The 17,258-nt window shown below is 65.4% G+C and carries 13 protein-coding genes; 12 read left to right on the top strand and 1 reads right to left on the bottom strand.

Annotated features, from left to right (window positions below; translation table 11 throughout):
- The first annotated feature begins 15 nt into the window (after window positions 1–15).
- The 3 genes from LDZ23_RS16915 (at window position 16) to LDZ23_RS16905 (ending at window position 2,945) form a co-directional block, all read left to right on the top strand.
- Window positions 16–1,287, top strand: coding sequence for an ABC transporter permease (locus LDZ23_RS16915; protein WP_051079071.1), 1,272 nt, complete (start codon window positions 16–18; stop codon window positions 1,285–1,287).
- A 5-nt stretch (window positions 1,288–1,292) separates the two neighbouring features.
- Window positions 1,293–2,129, top strand: coding sequence for an ABC transporter permease (locus LDZ23_RS16910; protein WP_008353631.1), 837 nt, complete (start codon window positions 1,293–1,295; stop codon window positions 2,127–2,129).
- Window positions 2,130–2,477: 348 nt separating this feature from the next.
- Window positions 2,478–2,945: a DUF3331 domain-containing protein gene (locus tag LDZ23_RS16905; RefSeq protein ID WP_144403834.1), complete on the top strand. Its 468-nt coding sequence runs from the start codon at window positions 2,478–2,480 to the stop codon at window positions 2,943–2,945.
- A 6-nt stretch (window positions 2,946–2,951) separates the two neighbouring features.
- Here LDZ23_RS16905 and LDZ23_RS16900 read toward each other — a convergent pair whose 3' ends face one another.
- Entirely contained in the window at window positions 2,952–3,566 is a 615-nt protein-coding gene (locus LDZ23_RS16900; RefSeq protein WP_008353633.1) for an NAD(P)-dependent oxidoreductase, read from the bottom strand.
- A gap of 153 nt (window positions 3,567–3,719) precedes the next feature.
- Here LDZ23_RS16900 and LDZ23_RS16895 point away from each other — a divergent pair, with 153 nt between their 5' ends.
- From LDZ23_RS16895 to LDZ23_RS16855, 9 genes are all read left to right on the top strand, one after another.
- Window positions 3,720–3,956, top strand: coding sequence for a hypothetical protein (locus LDZ23_RS16895; RefSeq protein ID WP_033537140.1), 237 nt, complete (start codon window positions 3,720–3,722; stop codon window positions 3,954–3,956).
- Window positions 3,957–4,008: 52 nt separating this feature from the next.
- The gene (locus LDZ23_RS16890) at window positions 4,009–4,206 is read left to right on the top strand and encodes a hypothetical protein (RefSeq protein ID WP_008353634.1); all 198 of its coding nucleotides are present in this window, start codon (window positions 4,009–4,011) and stop codon (window positions 4,204–4,206) included.
- A 576-nt stretch (window positions 4,207–4,782) separates the two neighbouring features.
- The gene (gene bcsD, locus LDZ23_RS16885; protein ID WP_008353636.1) at window positions 4,783–5,238 is read left to right on the top strand and encodes a cellulose biosynthesis protein BcsD; all 456 of its coding nucleotides are present in this window, start codon (window positions 4,783–4,785) and stop codon (window positions 5,236–5,238) included.
- Between the two features lie 122 nt (window positions 5,239–5,360).
- On the top strand, window positions 5,361–6,095 hold the full coding sequence (bcsP, locus tag LDZ23_RS16880) for a cellulose biosynthesis protein BcsP (RefSeq protein WP_008353637.1): 735 nt from the start codon (window positions 5,361–5,363) through the stop codon (window positions 6,093–6,095).
- Window positions 6,092–6,880: a cellulose biosynthesis protein BcsQ gene (bcsQ, locus tag LDZ23_RS16875; protein ID WP_008353638.1), complete on the top strand. Its 789-nt coding sequence runs from the start codon at window positions 6,092–6,094 to the stop codon at window positions 6,878–6,880. Before bcsP ends, bcsQ begins: the two co-directional genes overlap by 4 nt.
- Entirely contained in the window at window positions 6,877–9,093 is a 2,217-nt protein-coding gene (gene bcsA, locus LDZ23_RS16870; protein ID WP_033537141.1) for a UDP-forming cellulose synthase catalytic subunit, read from the top strand. Before bcsQ ends, bcsA begins: the two co-directional genes overlap by 4 nt.
- Before the next feature lie 2 nt (window positions 9,094–9,095).
- The gene (bcsB, locus tag LDZ23_RS16865; protein ID WP_008353640.1) at window positions 9,096–11,585 is read left to right on the top strand and encodes a cellulose biosynthesis cyclic di-GMP-binding regulatory protein BcsB; all 2,490 of its coding nucleotides are present in this window, start codon (window positions 9,096–9,098) and stop codon (window positions 11,583–11,585) included.
- 1 nt (window position 11,586) lies between these two features.
- Window positions 11,587–12,729, top strand: a complete 1,143-nt coding sequence (gene bcsZ / locus LDZ23_RS16860) for a cellulose synthase complex periplasmic endoglucanase BcsZ (protein WP_008353641.1) — start codon at window positions 11,587–11,589, stop codon at window positions 12,727–12,729.
- Window positions 12,723–17,228, top strand: coding sequence for a cellulose biosynthesis protein BcsC (locus LDZ23_RS16855; RefSeq protein WP_008353642.1), 4,506 nt, complete (start codon window positions 12,723–12,725; stop codon window positions 17,226–17,228). Before bcsZ ends, LDZ23_RS16855 begins: the two co-directional genes overlap by 7 nt.
- Window positions 17,229–17,258: the final 30 nt, after the last annotated feature.

The following is a 17,258-nucleotide window of genomic DNA, read 5'->3' as shown; positions in this document are numbered from 1 at the left end:
GAAGGAGACACAAGCGTGAACACCATGACGATCCCCGCGGAAGAATCGCGCGAATCGAGCGCGCGTCTGAAGCGCGAACTGAAGATCGCCGATGCGAAAAAGCGCGCGATGGCGCTCGCGCTGATCGCGCCGCTCGCCATCTTCCTGTTTCTGATTTTCGTCGTGCCGATCGGCGCGCTGCTCACACGCGCCATCGAAAATCCCGAAGTGGCCAATGCGCTGCCGCACACCGGCGCCGCGCTCGCGAAATGGGACCGCAAGACGCCGCCATCCGATGAAGCGTATGCCGCGCTCGCGCAGGATTTGACCGCGATTTCCGAAGGCGAATCGATGGGCGCCCTCGCCCGCCGGCTGAACACCGAGATTCCGGGCTACCGCTCGCTCGTCGCGAAGACCGCGCGCGCGATGCCGCTCACCGGCGACGACGGCAAGCCACTGCCCGCCGCGCAGATCAAGTCGAAGATCGTCGAACTCGACGAGCGCTGGAACGATCCCGCCTATTGGCAGGCGATCGCGAAGAACGCCGGCCGCTATTCGCCGTTCTATGTCCTCGCGTCGCTGGATCACAAGCAGGACGGCTTCGGCAATATCGTCCATGCGGACCCGGATCAATCGATCTATCTGAACGTATTCGGCCGCACGTTCGTGATCGGCGTCGGCGTGACGCTGTTTGCCTTGCTGCTCGGCTATCCGCTCGCGTACTGGATTTCGACGCTGCCCGAACGCCGCGCCAACCTCGTGATGGTGCTCGTGCTGATCCCGTTCTGGACGTCGGTACTGGTGCGTGTCGCCGCGTGGATCGTGCTGCTGCAAAGCGAGGGCCTCGTGAACACGGCGCTGATCGGCGCGGGACTGATCGGCTCGCCGCTCGCGCTGCTGTTCAATCGTGTCGGCGTGTATATCTCGATGACGCATATCCTGCTGCCGTTCATGATCCTGCCGCTCTACAGCGTCATGAAATCCGTGCCGCCGACGTATCAGCGCGCGGCCGTGTCGCTCGGCAGTCATCCGTTCGCCGCGTTCTGGCGCGTGTACGTGCCGCAGACGTATCCGGGCATCGGCGCGGGCGTGCTGCTCGTGTTCATTCTCGCCATCGGCTATTACATCACGCCGGCGCTCCTCGGCGGGCCGAACGATCAGATGGTCAGCTATTACATCGCCTACTTCACCAACGTGACGATCAACTGGGGCATGGCGTGCGCGCTCGGCGCGCTGCTGCTCGCCGCGACGCTGCTGCTCTACGTGGTCTACGGCCGCTTCACGCGCGCGAACGTGAGCCTGGGGTAAAGAAGATGAAACTCGCCAAACCGATGTTCGCGCCGCACACGTCCGCGATCGAGCGCATCTGGTATTTCGCGCTGCGCATCCTGTGCGTGCTGACGCTCCTGTATCTGATCCTGCCTGTGCTTGCAATCGTGCCGCTGTCGTTCTCGTCGAGCACGTTCCTCGTCTATCCGATTCCCGGCTGGTCGATGCGCTGGTATCACAACCTCGTCATGTCGCAGGAATGGCGCATGGCGGCGAAGAACAGCTTCATCGTTGCACCTTCGGCAACGCTCGTCGCGACGATCCTCGGCACGCTCGCCGCGGTCGGACTGACGAAGGCGAATTTCATCGGCAAGAGCGTGCTGATGGCCGTGCTCATCTCGCCGATGATCGTGCCGGTGATCGTCGTCGGCGTCGGCATGTATCTGTTTTTTGCACCGCTCGGCATCGCGAACACGTATTTCGGGCTGATTCTGGCGCACGCGGCGCTCGGCGTGCCCTTCGTCGTGACGACCGTCGGCGCGACGTTGCAGAACTTCAACCACAATCTCGTGCGCGCGAGTCAGTCGCTCGGCGCGAGCCCGCTCAAGACATTCTTCCGCGTGACGCTGCCGGTCATCGCGCCGGGCGTGATTTCGGGCGCGCTGTTCGCGTTCGCCACTTCGTTCGACGAAGTCGTGGTCACGCTCTTTCTCGCCGGCGCCGACCAGACGACGCTGCCACGGCAGATGTTCACCGGCATCCGCGAAAATATCAGCCCGACGATAGCGGCGCTCGCAACGATTCTCATCGTGTTCTCGACGAGCCTGCTGCTCGCGTTGGAGTGGCTGCGAGGCCGCGCGGCGGCGCGCGCCGTCGCGTAAATTGGCCGGTCCGCGACGCGCATCGAGGACTATGCGAAGGGCCCATCCCGCGAGGCTCCGATCGGGGCCTCGCTGTCGCTCTCGCATCCGCGCCAGGTGCTCTTGCCGTACAAATCGCGCAAAACGCTCGCGAACGAGGAAGATTCCGGTCGGTTTTTCGGTCTGCACCGGCCCGCGAGGGAGCTTACGAATCGCTTAAACGCCCGCCCACCAAGGCGCGACGAAGGGTCGCTTGTGTTGCCGCCCGATTATTCGCAGCAACGGGATAGTGTATTCACTGATGCGGTATTTATCGGAATATGCTTAATGACGTACGTTCTAGGTCGAGTCAAAGCCTGGAACAATGCCATGACAGCTTTTACGAAAAGAGCGGACCCGTGGTCACAGACGGTTCACCTGCTCGAGGCGATGCCCACGGATATCGCCCGCACCGCACCTTCCCAGAAATCCGCCCGCGCGGAGAGCGCGTTTCTCGAACGCCTGACGCGCGACTGGAATCGCACGCATCCGCATCATTCGGATGATCGGCTGCCGTTTCCGCAAGCCATCGTGCGCGTGATCGAGCGCCCGAGCAGCGCGACGGCGCTCGTGTACTGGTCCGATCCCGGTACGTGCCACTACGGCTATCAGGGCTGGCGCGCAACCACGGCGACGGCCGAAGGCGTGTGCTCGCTATCGGGAATGCCGATTCATCGCGGGGATCAGGTTTATCGGCCGTCGCAGCGCGATCCGAAGCCGCAAAACGCATCCGCGATGATTCTGGCCGCCGCGATGCCCAAAGACGCCGAGCAAATGGAAGTCGATTTGCACGGCTGACGGCGTTCAATATCCGATGGTGATGCGCTGTTTGATGTGCGATTCGCGTTCGAACTCGTTCAGAAACGCGATCGCGTAATCATCGAACGAAATCCAGCTACGGCCGCTGCCGTCGACGAGCAATTCGTCGACGCCGAGCCGGAATTTCTGCGTCCGCGGACCCGGTACGAATTCCGCCGACGGCGAGATGAACGTCCAGTCGACGTCGCGTTCGCGCCGCAACGCGTCGAGAAATGCCGCGCCCGCCGTAGCTTCCGGTTTGTACGCCGGGGGGAAATCGGGCAAATCGAGCACGCGCTGGCCGGGCGCCGCGTACAGGCTGCCCGCGCCGCCCACGACCAGCAGGCGCCGCACGCCCGCCCGCTTCACCGGCTCCACGATGGCCGGCTCGGAGACCGTGGCGAAGCGCGTCGCGCTGAACACGGCGTCGTGTCCGGCGAGCGCGGCGGCGAGCGCGTCGGCATCGAGGGCATCGACGTTCAGCGGAGTGAGGCCATCGCGCTGCGCGAGCCCGGACGTATCGCGCGCGATCGCCGTGACCGTGTGTCCGCGGCGCAACGATTCTTCCACCAGACGGCTGCCGACATTGCCCGTCGCCCCGATGATCGCGATTCTGCTCATTGCCACTTTCTCCTTTGCATGTGCGGCAGGCGCGCCGGCGTGATCCGACCGCGCGGTTGATGATAGAGCGAAATAACCGGCGCCACAGCCGACGCTTTCGATGGAGTTTGTTTCCGGAGAATACCGATTCGTAGAATCGAATAGCGTGCGGCGATGATTAAAAACTTACCTGATAAACATGGACTCATGCAATTTCCGGGCCGAATTCGCGAGGCGGGCGCAATATCGGCATGCGATCGTCATAATGAAACGGCGCTTTCGGAGGCGCGCCGCACCATTAAACTAGAGGCCCCGCACTCTTTCGAGATGCGCGACAGCGGCGATTACCGGCGCGCCGCCCGCAGCAGTTTCGGAGCGAGTTTCCAAATCGAAGTCGCCAAAATGTCATGACATTGGTTTATATTGCAGTTCCTCGCCGCTCCATTACCGGAAGGAGTTAACCGTGAAGAATCCGCAATTGCAGGGTGCCATCGAAGGACGCGACAATCCGGCAGGCGAAACCGCCTACGAACCGATTCCGGTTCACGCTGTCCCCAAGGAGTCCGCCGACGAACCCGGCTACTCCGATTCGCTGGACATCCCGCTCAATTACGGCATTGTGATGGACGCAGTCAGGGACGCCGTACGCGCGAATCCCTGAACGTTCTAAACGTCATACGAAACGCCCCATTCGGGGCGTTTTTTTTGGCCTTGCGAAACCCTTTGAAGCGGCGTTTCGATTGCCTGTCGGCCGTTGCCTGCGGGAGATAAATGCCCCGCAACGCGTCCGATTGCGTTTAGGCCGTTTAATCAGACAAAACAATGGCTTAGTTCACGCCGTGGCTGCGCCGTTTCGCGAAAAGTCAATCGGTGTGATTCAGAGCCAACGCTCTGATTTTGCTCATTAACGAGATGGTACACTTCCGCCGCCGTTGCGGGCGAGCCCGAATCCGACTTCGGAATAGCGCGCGTCTGTCGATATTTCGTCCATCCTCGCGAGGGCCGAACGCCCGAATTGGGTCGTCTGCTGCGTCCTGATCGCCCGATCCGACAAAAAATCCTCTGCTAGTGTTTCTACTGGCGAAAACAACTGCATTGAAGTAAGTTCAGACGTGTCATAGCGCCTGGACAAACGTCCGGATCCATCGTCGCGGTTCGGCAGTCCCCCGCGAGAACGCAAACAAGTCTGCAGGACCGATCAACCACGCGCGGCGGCTCACGCCCTGCCGAACAAAACATGGCCGCTATTTTCGATTATCTGTTGGACAGTCAGATTTCCAGACAATGGCGCGGCCTTTTGGCAGCGCTCGCGGAGGAGTTCGAAGCGCAGATCGGGCGCAACGAACTGCGTCAACTGATGCACAACGTCGGCAGCCGCTTCGCCGAAGCCCGGCCGCTGCCGCCCTGCGATTCCACGTCGGCGCTCGCCGACGCGCTCAACGCGCTGTGGCACGACACCGACTGGGGCTTCGTCGAGCTCTCCGACGAGCGCGACTATCTGAGCATCGTGCATTTCTGCGCGCCGCTGCCCGCCTTCGGCGAAAGCGCGCTCGCATGGACGCCCGCGTTCCTCGAAGGCGCGTATCAGCGATGGCTTGCCGGGCTCGGCGCACAAGGACTCGCGATCCGTCAGGCTAGCGACTTCGGCGACGACGCGGCCATCGAATTCAGGCTCGCGCGCGTCGCGGCCTGAAGCATCTTCAGCACATTGCGACCGCCGCCTCGACGCGGCGGCATCGACCGCCCCGAACGGGCGGCTAAAAACAGGCAGCACCGGCCAGGCATCAAGAACAGGCACGACGAGGAAGCGGCATCATGAATACTTCGCGCGATATCGAGAAGCTCTTCGATCATTTCGGCGGCAATGCAGGCGACTATCAGGAAATCGGCCGGGAGAAGGAGGCCACGACGGCCCGCACCCGCTGGCCGCTGCTTGCCACGCTCGACTTCGCGCAGCCGGCGATTCCGGAGATCGCGCCGCGCCACGACGTGCAGCCGAACGCCGCGCGGGCGCGCCCGGACGAAGCCGCCGCCCCGCCCGCCGCTCACCATGCCGACAAGCCGACGCCGATCCATCGCGGCAGGCAGCCTCTCTTCACGCGGCCGCATCGCCGCACGATTCCGGCCGTCAATCCGCCGGCGGCGGAGTCGTTGAGCGCGCTGCGCTTTTCGGTGCTCGGCGAATCGGCGCCGGCGCAAACGGAAACGATTCCAGATTCGGCGACCGTGTCCAAGACGAACGCAGCGCCGGTTCATACAATGGTCCCGCCGGTCGAATCGAACGCTACTGAACTCGCGCGCCCCGCCGCCTCGTTCGGAACGGACTTCGCGGCGCGCCGCACGCCTGCGCAAGTCGCGCCGGTGACAGCCGCTGCGCCCGCCGCGCCGCAATCGATCCTCGGCAAGCTCTTCAAGCCGCAAACGCAGAGCGCGCCGAGCGCGTCCGCGAACTCGCTCGACGCCATGTTCGAGCGCCTGCGCCACGCCCGTCCGCAGGGCGACGAATTCACGAACGCGCACGCTCGCGCGAGCCGCCTCTCACGCTCATGAAAGTCATCACGGTAGTTTCCGCGAAAGGCGGTGTCGGGAAGACGACGCTCGCCGCCAATCTGGCGTCGGTGCTCGCCGCGCGCAATCGTCGCGTGATCGTGCTCGATCTCGATCCGCAGAACGCGCTGCGCCTGCACTTCGGCATTCCGCTCGACAGCATCGACGGCATCTCGCGCGCGACGCTCAGCCGCGATCCCTGGCAGACGGTGATGTTCGATGGCGTCGACGGCGTGACCGTGCTGCCTTACGGCGCGGTGACCGAAGACGACCGCCGCCGCTTCGAGGCGCTCGTCGATAGCGATCCGGCGTGGCTCGCGCATGCGCTCGGTTCGCTCGCGCTCGACCCCAACGACATCGTGATCGTCGATACGCCGCCGGGCTCGTCCGTCTACACGCGCACCGCGCTGACGGCGGCGAACTTCGCGCTGAACGTCGTGCTGGCCGATGCCGCGTCCTACGCCGCGATCCCCGGCATGGAGCGCATGATCGACGCCTACGCTGCGCCGCGCGCCGATTTCGCGGGTCAGGGCTACGTCGTGAATCAGGTCGATCAGTCGCGTCAATTGAGCAAGGACGTGCTGAAGGTGCTGCGCAACATGCTCGGCACGAAGCTGTTTCCGGGCGTCATCCATCAGGACGAAGGCGTCTCCGAATCGCTCGCGTGCGACACGACGCTCATCCACTACGATCCGCTGTCGCAAGCCGCCGCCGATTTGCGCGCGTGCGGCGAGTGGCTCCTCTCGGCCGTCGATGCGATGGCCGCTTCGCCGAGGAAGCTCGCATGAGTTCCGCCAAGATCCCGTCGCCCGAGACCGAAGTGAGCGTCGCGACCTCGCGCCTCGAACGTTTCGTCGATGCAGGCATCTGGAGCAGCCGGATCGTCGTGATCCTGCTCACGCTCTTCGCCGCGTTCGCGCTTTACTTCGTCGTCACGGTGCCGCTCGCGTTCGGCCAGCAACTCGCGTTCGCGACGATCTGCTTCGTCTGCGCGCTCGGCTTTCGCCGCCTGCAAGGCCAGTACGCGACGCTCGTGATGATCATGCTGTCGATCGTCGCGTCGGGCCGCTACATGTTCTGGCGGCTCACGGAAACGACTTACTGGGAACGTCCGCTCGACGCCGCCTGGGGCATGTTGCTCGTCGCCGCCGAAGTCTACGCGACCCTCGTGCTCATGCTCGGCTACTTCCAGACCGCGTGGCCGCTGAAGAGAAAGCCCTTGCCGCTGCCGGCCGACCGCAGCCAGTGGCCGACCGTCGACGTATTCATCCCGACGTACAACGAGCCGCTTTCCGTCGTGAAGCCGACGATCTACGCGGCGCTCGCGCTCGACTATCCGTCGGACAAGCTCGCGATCCACGTACTCGACGACGGCCGTCGCCCCGAATTCAAGACGTTCTGCGAGGAAGTGGGCGTCAACTGGACGATCCGCACGCATAACCGTCACGCGAAGGCGGGGAACATCAACGAGGCGCTCAAGATCACGAAGGGCGAATTCCTCGCGATCTTCGATTGCGATCACATCCCGACGCGCTCCTTCCTGCAAATCTGCCTCGGCTGGTTCCTGCGCGACAAGCTGCTGTCGATGCTGCAGACGCCGCACCATTTCTTCTCGCCCGATCCGTTCGAACGCAATCTCGGCACGTTCCGCAAGGTGCCGAACGAAGGCGAACTGTTCTACGGTCTCGTGCAGGACGGCAACGATCTCTGGAACGCGACCTTCTTTTGCGGCTCCTGCGCCGTGCTGCGCCGTTCGATGGTCGAGGAAATCGGCGGCATCGCGGTCGAGACCGTGACCGAAGACGCGCATACGGCGCTCAAGCTGCATCGGCTCGGCTATACGACCGCGTACCTCGCGATTCCGCAGGCCGCCGGTCTTGCCACGGAAAGTCTTTCAGGGCATATCGGGCAGCGCATCCGCTGGGCGCGCGGCATGACGCAGATCTTCCGCATCGACAATCCGCTTACCGGCAAGGGCCTCAAGATCGGCCAGCGGCTGTGTTATCTCAACGGCATGCTGCACTTCTTCTACGGCGTGCCGCGTCTCGTGTTTCTTACCGCGCCGCTGTCGTATCTGTTCTTCGGCGCGCATGTGATCGAAGCGGCGGCGAGCACCATCGCGATCTTCGCGCTGCCGCACATGATGCACGCGAGCATCACCAATTCGCGCATGCAGCGCAGCTTCCGCCATTCGTTCTGGGCCGAAGTGTACGAATCGGTGCTCGCGTCGTACATCACCGCGCCGACGCTGCTCGCCGTCATCAACCCGAAGCTCGGCAAGTTCAACGTGACGGCCAAGGGCGGGCAGATCGCGAAGGATTACTTCGACTGGTCCATCTCGCGGCCGTATCTGTTCCTGCTGCTCCTCAATCTGCTCGGCTTCGTCGCGGGCATCGTGCATATCGCCATCAACTGGCATGTGCGCAGCGAAGTGAACACGACCATCCTCAACCTCTGCTGGACGGTCTACAACATGCTGATTCTCGGCGCATCGGTGGCGGCGGCGAGCGAGCGCAAGCAGGTCCGCGCGACGCATCGCGTCACGATGAAAATGCCCGTCATGCTCAAGTTCTCGACCGGCCGCACGCTCGCCTGCGAGACCATCGATTATTCGGAAGGCGGCGTCGGCGTCGCGTTGCCGAGCAAGATCGAAGTGCCGATGCACGAGCGCGTCACCGTCTCGCTCTTTCGCGGCGACGAGGAATACGCGTTTCCGGCGACGGTCGGCTATACGGAACCCGGACGCGTCGGCCTGCGCTTCTCGCAACTCACGCGCGAGCAGGAATACGACTTCGTGAAGACCACTTTCGCGCGCGCGGACGCCTGGACCGGATGGTCGGAGGGACGCCGTCCGGACACGCCGTTGCGCGGCCTGTCGCATGTGCTGCTCGTCGGCACGCGCGGCATCGCGGGACTGTTCGAGCACTTGTACAGCGACCTTCGAACCTGGATGAACAAGCGCCCGGTCGATGTGAAGAAGCTGAAAACCAAAGACCAATAAAAATGGGCATCGGTATGTCGAAGTTGCGCGTTGAAAAAGAAACGGGCGAGCGCGCGCCGCGTTTTTGCGAACGACCCTTTGCACGCGCGCTGGCCGTCTTCGTGGCCTTGCAGACGGCGTTCGCCGCGCCCTTCGCGTCCATCGCGGCGGCGGCCGAAAGCGCTGCGGCAACCGGCGGCGCGCAGCAGGCGACCGGCGTCGGCGCCGTGCCCGCGCCGAGTCCCGCCGTCGTCTACAACCCGGCGTCGATTCAGCAAGCGCCGCTCGCGATGCCCGTGCCCGCGTTTTCCGGCAAGCCCGAGAAGCCGCTCACGTCGCGCATTCCGACGACCGCCGATCCCGGCACGCTGGTTCCGGGCGGCCGCCGTCAGACGCTGACCTTCGCCGATTACGGCGCGCTCGATCCGCTGCAACTGCGCGGCACCGATGGCCAGAACGGCATCGCGTTTTCGGTGCGCGGCGACGAAGTCGTGACCGGCGCGATCCTGCATCTGATCTATAGCTATTCGCCGTCGCTGTTGCCGTCGATTTCGCAGTTGAAGGTGCTCATCAACGGCGAAGTGGCCGCGACGCTGCCGGTGCCGAAAGAACAGGCCGGCACGCTGGTCGCGCGCGACGTGGCGATCGATCCGCGCTTCATCACCGAGTTCAATCACCTCAACGTGCAGTTGATCGGCCACTACACGCAGCAGTGCGAGGATCCGTCGAACTCGACGCTCTGGGCGACCGTCAGCAACGCGAGTTCGCTCGATCTCACGTATGCGTCGATCGCGAACAAGCCCGATCTCGCCGCGCTGCCGACTCCGTTCTTCGACCGGCGCGACGTGCGCCGCCTCGAACTGCCTTTCGTGTTCGCGGGCAAGCCGAGCCTGCCGACGCTCGAAGCCGCCGGCATGGTCGCGTCGTACTTCGGCTCGCTCGCGGGCTATCGCGGCGCGATCTTTCCGGCGCAGACGGACAACGTGCCGCTGTCGGGCAATGCCGTGGTGTTCGCCATCGGCGATGCGAAGATCGCGGGCGTCGACATTCCGGCTGTCTCCGGTCCGACGATCGCGCTCGTCGAACGCGACGCGAACGCGCGCGGGCGTCTCTTGCTCGTGCTCGGCCGCGACGACAACGAGCTGAAGACCGCCGCGAAGGCCCTTGGCGTCGGACAGAACACGCTGTCCGGCACGAGCGCGACGATCACGCAGTTCAACGACCTTCAGCCGCGCCGCCCGTACGATGCCCCCAACTGGCTGCCGACCGACCGCCCGGTGCGCTTCGGCGAGCTCGCGGAAGCGCGCGACCTGACCGCCTACGGCTACGACGCCGATGCCGTGCGCGTGAATCTGCGCGTGCCGCCCGATCTCTTCATGTGGCAGACGAAGGGCGTGCCCGTCGATCTCGGCTATCGCTACACGGTGCGGCCCGCGCCGGATCGCTCGTCGCTCAATATCAGCGTCAACAATGGCTTCGTGCAGTCGCTGCGCATTCCGGCCGTATCCACATCGACGTTCGATCTCGGTCACTACTTCAGCCGCGTGATGCCGGACAAGACGGTCGCCGCGCGCCGCGAGATTTATCTGCCGCCGCTGCTCATCACGCCGCGCGCGCAACTGCGTCTGCATTTCTATTACGACATCCCGAAGACCGGCGAATGCCAGGGCCGCGTGCTCGATAACGTCGTCGGCGCGGTCGATCCGAATTCGACCATCGATCTCTCCGGTTTCCCGCACTACATGGCGCTGCCCGATCTGGCCGCGTTCGCCAACGGCGGCTTCCCGTTCACGCGCATGGCCGATCTTTCGCAGACGGCGGTCGTGCTGCCGAACGAGCCGAACTCGGCCGACTACAGCTTGTATCTGCTCGAAATGGGCCGCATGGGCGCATCGACGGGTTATCCGGTGACGGGCGTGACGGTCACGAGCGCGAACGACGTCGACCGCTTCGCCGACAAGGATCTGCTGATACTCGGTTCGCCCGGACGCCAGCCGCTGCTGCAACGCTGGGCGAAGCAGATGCCCTTTTCCGGCGACGGCGACGCGCGCACGTTCCAGCTTTCCGATGTCGCGTTCAAGCTCGTCGACTGGTGGCATGGCGAGCAAGGCCCGGAACGCTCGCCCGCACGCGCGGATTTGTCGCTCGTCAGCTCGAACGGCGATGCGCTTCTGACCGGCTTCGAATCGCCGCTCAAGAGCGGGCGCAGCGCGGTGGCGCTCATCAGCGCGGCGGGCCAGTCCGACGCCGATCTTTCCGCGGCGCTGCTCGACAACGACCTGCTGCCGTCGATTCAAGGCGCGATGGCCGTGATCCACGGCCGCACGGTGACGGTCACGTCGAACGGCGAGGCGTACTACGTCGGCCATCTTTCGCCGATGCACTACATGCGCTGGGCGCTGTCGTCGCATCCGATTCTGCTGGTGCTCGCCGGCGTGCTCGCCGCGCTCATCATCGCGGCCCTGTTCTACCGTACGCTGCGCTCGATCGCCGCGCGGCGCCTGAGGGACTGATATGCGGGTATCGACCGCCAAGATTTTCGCTGGTGCAACGATTGCCGCGTCCGTGACGGGCGCAAACGCGGCGCAGCAATGCGACTGGTCCGCGTATCGGCTGTTCGTGGAGCGCGTCGTTCAGGCCGATGGCCGCGTGATCGACCGTTCGACCGAAGCGCAGCAGACGACCTCCGAAGGCCAGTCCTACGCGCTGTTCTTCGCGCTCGTCGCCAACGACCGCGCGACCTTCGACCGGGTGCTCGGCTGGACGCGCACGAACTTGTCGGCCAATCAGTTCGATTCGAATAACGTGCGTCTGCCCGCATGGCAATGGGGCAAGAAACCGGACGGCTCGTTCGGCGTGATGGACCCGAATTCGGCGTCGGACTCGGATGTGTGGATCGCGTACGACCTCTTCCAGGCCGGTCGCCTGTGGAAGGAACCGGCGTACACGAAGCTCGCCTACGCGCTCGCGACGCAGATCGTGAAGCAGGAAACCGTCGACCTGCCCGGCCTCGGACCGATGCTTCTTCCCGGTCCGCAAGGCTTTCGCATCGGCGACGTGACGCGGCTGAATCCGAGCTATCTGCCGCTGCCGGTTTTGCGCGGGCTCGCGCACGACATGCCCGACGGCCCGTGGACGAAGCTCGCGCAGAGCGCCGCGAAAACGATCAAGGTGACGTCGCCGCGCGGCTACGCGCCGGACTGGGCCGCGTATCAGAACGGCCGGTTCGTCGTCGATCCGAAGAACGGCGATGTCGGCAGCTACGACGCGATCCGCGTCTATCTGTGGGCCGGCATGACGTCGCCGGGCGATCCGCTCGCGCGTCCGTGGCTCGATGCGCTCGGCGGCATGCGCCAGAGCGTCGCGCAGGCGGGCTTTCCGCCGGAAAAGGTCAACGTGACGACCGGCGCGGCGACGGGCGAAGGTCCGCTGTCTTACTGGGCCGCGCTCGCGCCGTACTTCAAGGCGCTCAACGACGACCGCGGCCTGGGCCTCGCGCGCGCGCATCTCGAAGCGCTGACCGCGCCGCCGGGCGCGGGACGCGAGCCGGTCTATTACGATCGCGTGCTCGGTCTCTTTGGCGGCGGTTTCATCGACGGTCGATATCGCTTCGATGAAAACGGCCGTCTCGTGCCGAACTGGAGAAGCGCATGCTGATCCAGACCAGAAAACGCGTGATCGCGGCGCTGATCTGCGCCGCACCGGCGATGGCCTTCGCGCAGGCCGCCGCCGATCCGCTGAACGTGCTCATCGATCAAGGCAAATACTGGCAGGCGCACAAGCGCGGCGATCTCGCGGAACAGGCGTGGCAGAAGGTGCTGCGCATCAATCCGAAGCAGCCCGATGCGCTTTTCGGCATGGGCATGGTGCTCGCCGATCGCAAGGACGGTAGCGGCGCGCAGCAGTATCTCGCGCAGTTGCGCCAGGTCGCGCCGAGTTATCCGAACATCGACGAACTCGGCCGGCGGCTTGGCGAAACCAGTTCGCGCGATCAGACCGTGAACGACGCGCGGCGTCTCGCGCAAAGCGGACAAAGCGCGTCGGCGGTGCAGGAATACAAGCGCGCGATCGACGGCAAGCCCGCGACGCCCGGACTTCAGCTGGAGTATTACCAGGCGCTCGCCGCCACGCCGCAAGGCTGGGACGAAGCGCGGCGCGGCCTCGAACAACTGGCGCGCGAGAATCCAGACGAGCCGCGCTATCAGCTCGCCTATGCGCAGCATCTGACGTATCGCGATACGACGCGGCGCGACGGCATCGCGCGGCTCGCGAAGCTGTCGGGCGACAGCGCTGTGGGCGCCGACGCGAAAAAAAGCTGGCGGCAGGCGCTCTTGTGGCTCGGCGCGCGCGCATCGGATGCGCCGCTTTATCAGGCGTATCTGCAAGTCGCGCCCGATGACGCCGCCGTCAAAGCGCGCTTCGATTCGATGGTGCAGCAGGACAAGTCGGCACGCGAGCGCTCGCAGGCCGACGCCGCCGTCGATGCGCGCGGACGGACCGTCGCGGAAGGTTTCACCGCGCTCGATCGCGGCGATCTCGTGACGGCGCGCGCGCGTTTTTCGTCGGTGCTGGCGAGCAATCCGAACGACGCCGATGCGCTCGGCGGCATGGGCGTCGCGTCGTTGAAGCAGGAGCGTTTTTCCGAAGCGCGCACGTATCTCGAACGCGCGTCGCGGGCCGGCAATGCGGCGCGCTGGAAAGACGCGCTCACGAGCGCGACCTACTGGACCTATACGAGCGATGCCATCGGCGCGCGCAGCAACGGCCAGATCGCGCAAGCGAAGGCGCTGTTCGAACGCGCGATCGCAACCGATCCGTCCGAAGTCACCGCGCAAGTGCTGCTCGGCGAAATGCTGCTCGCGAACGGCGACCCGCGCGGCGCGGAAGCGGCGTATCGCATGGCGCTGCGCCGCCAGGCCGACAATCCCGATGCGATTCGCGGACTCGTCGGCGCACTGGCCGCGCAAGGGCGCGGCGACGAAGCGCTCGAGTTCGCCAATCGGCTGAACACGGAACAGCAGGCGAAGGCCGGCGGCATCAACAAGCTGCGCGGCGAAGCGCAGGCGGCACAGGCGCGCGCGGCGGAAGCACGCGGCGATCTCGGTGCGGCGCGCAGTCTCTTCGAAGACGCGCTGCTCAACAATCCCGACGATCCGTGGCTGCGGCTCGATCTCGCGCGCATCTACGTCCGTCAGGGCGCGGTCGGCAATGCGCGCAGCATGATGGACGGCCTGCTCGCCACGCATCCCGACATGACCGACGCGCTCTACGCGAGCGCGCTGCTCTCCGCCGAAACGCAGGACTGGCCGGCCGGGCTCGCGCAACTCGACCGCATTCCGGCCGCGCAACGCACGCCGGCGATGACCGCGTTGCAACATCGCCTGTGGGTGCATCAGCAGGCCGATCTCGCGACGCGCGCCGCTACGTCCGGTCAGCGTCAGCAGGCGTTCGCGATTCTGCGCCGCGCGGAACCCGTTGCGGCGGGCAATGCGGAACTGATGGGCGCGGTGGCATCGGCCTACGTCAAGGCGGGCGATCCGGCGCGGGCGTTGTCGCTCGTGCGCGGCGCCATCGCCAATGCGCCGAACGATACCGGTCTTCTGCTGCAATACGCGGGCATTCTGTCGGCGACGCAGCAGGAAGCCGAGCTCGGCTCGGTGATGCGCCGTCTGCAATCGATGCCGCTCACGACGCAGCAGCGCGCGGACTTCAACAATCTGAACGTGGGCATCGTCATCGCGCGTGCGGATGTCGTGCGCCGGCAAGGCGATCTCGCCGCCGCCTACGACGTGATCGCGCCGTGGCTCGCCGCGATGCCCGACAACGCCGACCTGCAGGCGGCGCTCGGCCGCATGTACACATCGGCGGGCGATGACCGCAACGCGCTCTCGTGCTATCAAAAAGCGCTGTCGCGCCGTCCGGACGATATCGGCTTGCAGACGGCGGCGATGTCGGCGGCGAGCGGCGTGCGCGATTTCAAGCTCGCTCAGACCTACGCGAATCAGGCGTACGAAGCCGCGCCGAACGATCCGGGCGTGCTCGCCGCGATCGGCCGGATGTATCGCGCGCAAGGCAAGCTCGATCTCGCCGCGCAGTTCCTGCAACGCTCGCTCGTCGCCGCGAATACGCCCGCGCCGGCGGCGTCGGCGCAGGGACGCGGCAATGTCCCGCCCGGCTGGGAAACCGCGATGAGCCGTGTCGGCTCGAATCCGCTGCCCGGCACCAATCCGTTCGAAGGCAAGACGGCCGTCGATACGGCGTCGAACCCGGCGCTCGCATCGGACGCGTCTTATCGTCAGGCCCTTCCTCAAGGTTATTCGCAGCCCGTGCCGAACTATCTGCCGCCTCCTCAGCCCGCGCCGTATTCCGTGCCTTACGTCGCGCCGTCCTCCGCTCCGATGACGATGCCCAACGCCGCGCCGCGCCCGGTGCCGAGCGGCGGCTACGGACCCGACGCGTATGGCTCGGGTCAATCGGGCGCGCCGTTGCAGCCGTATCCGGGACAGGATGGCGGGTATCAGCCGGCTTATACGCAGCCGCAGCAGTATCAACCGCAGCCGTATCAGCAGCAGCCTTACGCCGCGCAGGATCCGTATGCCGAGCCCTGGCCGATGTCGCCCGGCGCGCGCGAGGCGCAAGCCAATGCGTACAACGCGCCGCTGCCCGCCAGCTCGAAGAAAAAGCCGGCGTCATCGCCCAAGACCGCGACGACGCGTCCCGCCGATCCGTACGCCTACGGCGCGCCGCCGCCGCAGCAGCAGCCTTATTACCAGCAGCCGCAACAGTACGCGCCGCAGCCATACGCGCCGCCGCAGTACGCGCAGCAGCAGTACATCCCGCAGCCGCCCGCGGGCTACGCGCAGCCTTATTACCCGTCGCAGGCGCAACCCGCGCAGCGCGCCGCCGCAGCCGCGACGATGAGCACGGGCGGCGTTCCCGCGCCGGTCGCGAATTCGCAGACGGCGGGCGTCGCGGAGGAACTCGCGCAGATCAATCGCGAGCAGGCGAGCACGATTTCCGGCGGCCTCATCTTCCGCAGCCGCGACGGCGAGGACGGCCTCTCGAACCTGACCGATATCGAAGCGCCCATCGAAGGCCGCATCAAGGCCGGCAACGGCCACGTCATCGTGCGCGCGACGCCCGTCACGCTCGACGCCGGCACCGCGAGCAGCGAGCCGAACACGCTCGCGCGCTTCGGCTCCGGCCTCGGCGCGACCGCCACGCCGCCGACCAACAACTACGGCTCGCAGACGGCGACGGGCGTCGGGCTCTCGCTCGGCTACGAGAACCGCAACTTCAAGGGCGATGTCGGCACGACGCCGCTCGGCTTTCGCGAGACCAATGTCGTCGGCGGATTGCAGTATCAGAACGCGATCACCGACAAGGTGTCGTATTCGCTCGCCGTCGCCCGCCGCGCCGTCACCGACAGCCTGCTTTCGTACGCCGGCGCGCGCGATCAGGGCGCGAACCTCGAATGGGGCGGCGTGACATCGACGGGCGCGCGCGCCGACCTCGGCTGGGACGACGGCACGAGCGGCGTCTACGTGAACGCGGCGTATCAGTTCCTCGACGGCAATCAGGTCGCGACCAACAACGCGGTGAAGGGCGGCGGCGGCATCTACACGCGTCTCATCAAGGATGCCGACCAGACGCTGACCGTCGGCGCCAACACCACGCTGATGCACTACGACAAGAACCTGTCGTACTTCACGTATGGCCAAGGCGGCTACTTCAGCCCGCAGCAGTACGTGATCCTGAACTTCCCGGTCGAATACATGGGACGCACGGGGCTTTTCACGTACGACCTGAAGGGTTCGATCGGCGTGCAGCATTATCGGCAGGACGCGTCGGACTATTTCCCGACGAACGGCACGTATCAGGCGCGAGCCGCGAGTTCCGGCGCGACGCCGGATGCGGGCGCGATCTATCCCGGCCAGAGCAAGACGGGCGTGTCGTATTCGCTCAGCGCGACGGGCGAATACCAGCTCGCGCCACAACTCGCGTTCGGCGCGACGGCATCGTTCGGCAACGCGTATCAGTATCGCGAGTGGCTCGCCGCCGTTTATGTGCGCTACAGCTTCACGCGTCAGGGCGGCGCGCAGCCGGTGTTTCCGCCGCAGGCGTTCAGCTCGCCGTATCTGTCGCTGTCGAACTGATGTTCTTGCGCGTGCGCCGCGCTTGCGGCT

It is taken from the genome of Caballeronia zhejiangensis, from assembly GCF_022879815.1.
Classification (GTDB): domain Bacteria; phylum Pseudomonadota; class Gammaproteobacteria; order Burkholderiales; family Burkholderiaceae; genus Caballeronia; species Caballeronia zhejiangensis.
The sequence above is the reverse complement of the archived record's forward strand: the minus strand, read 5'-3'. Positions and strand labels throughout refer to the sequence as shown.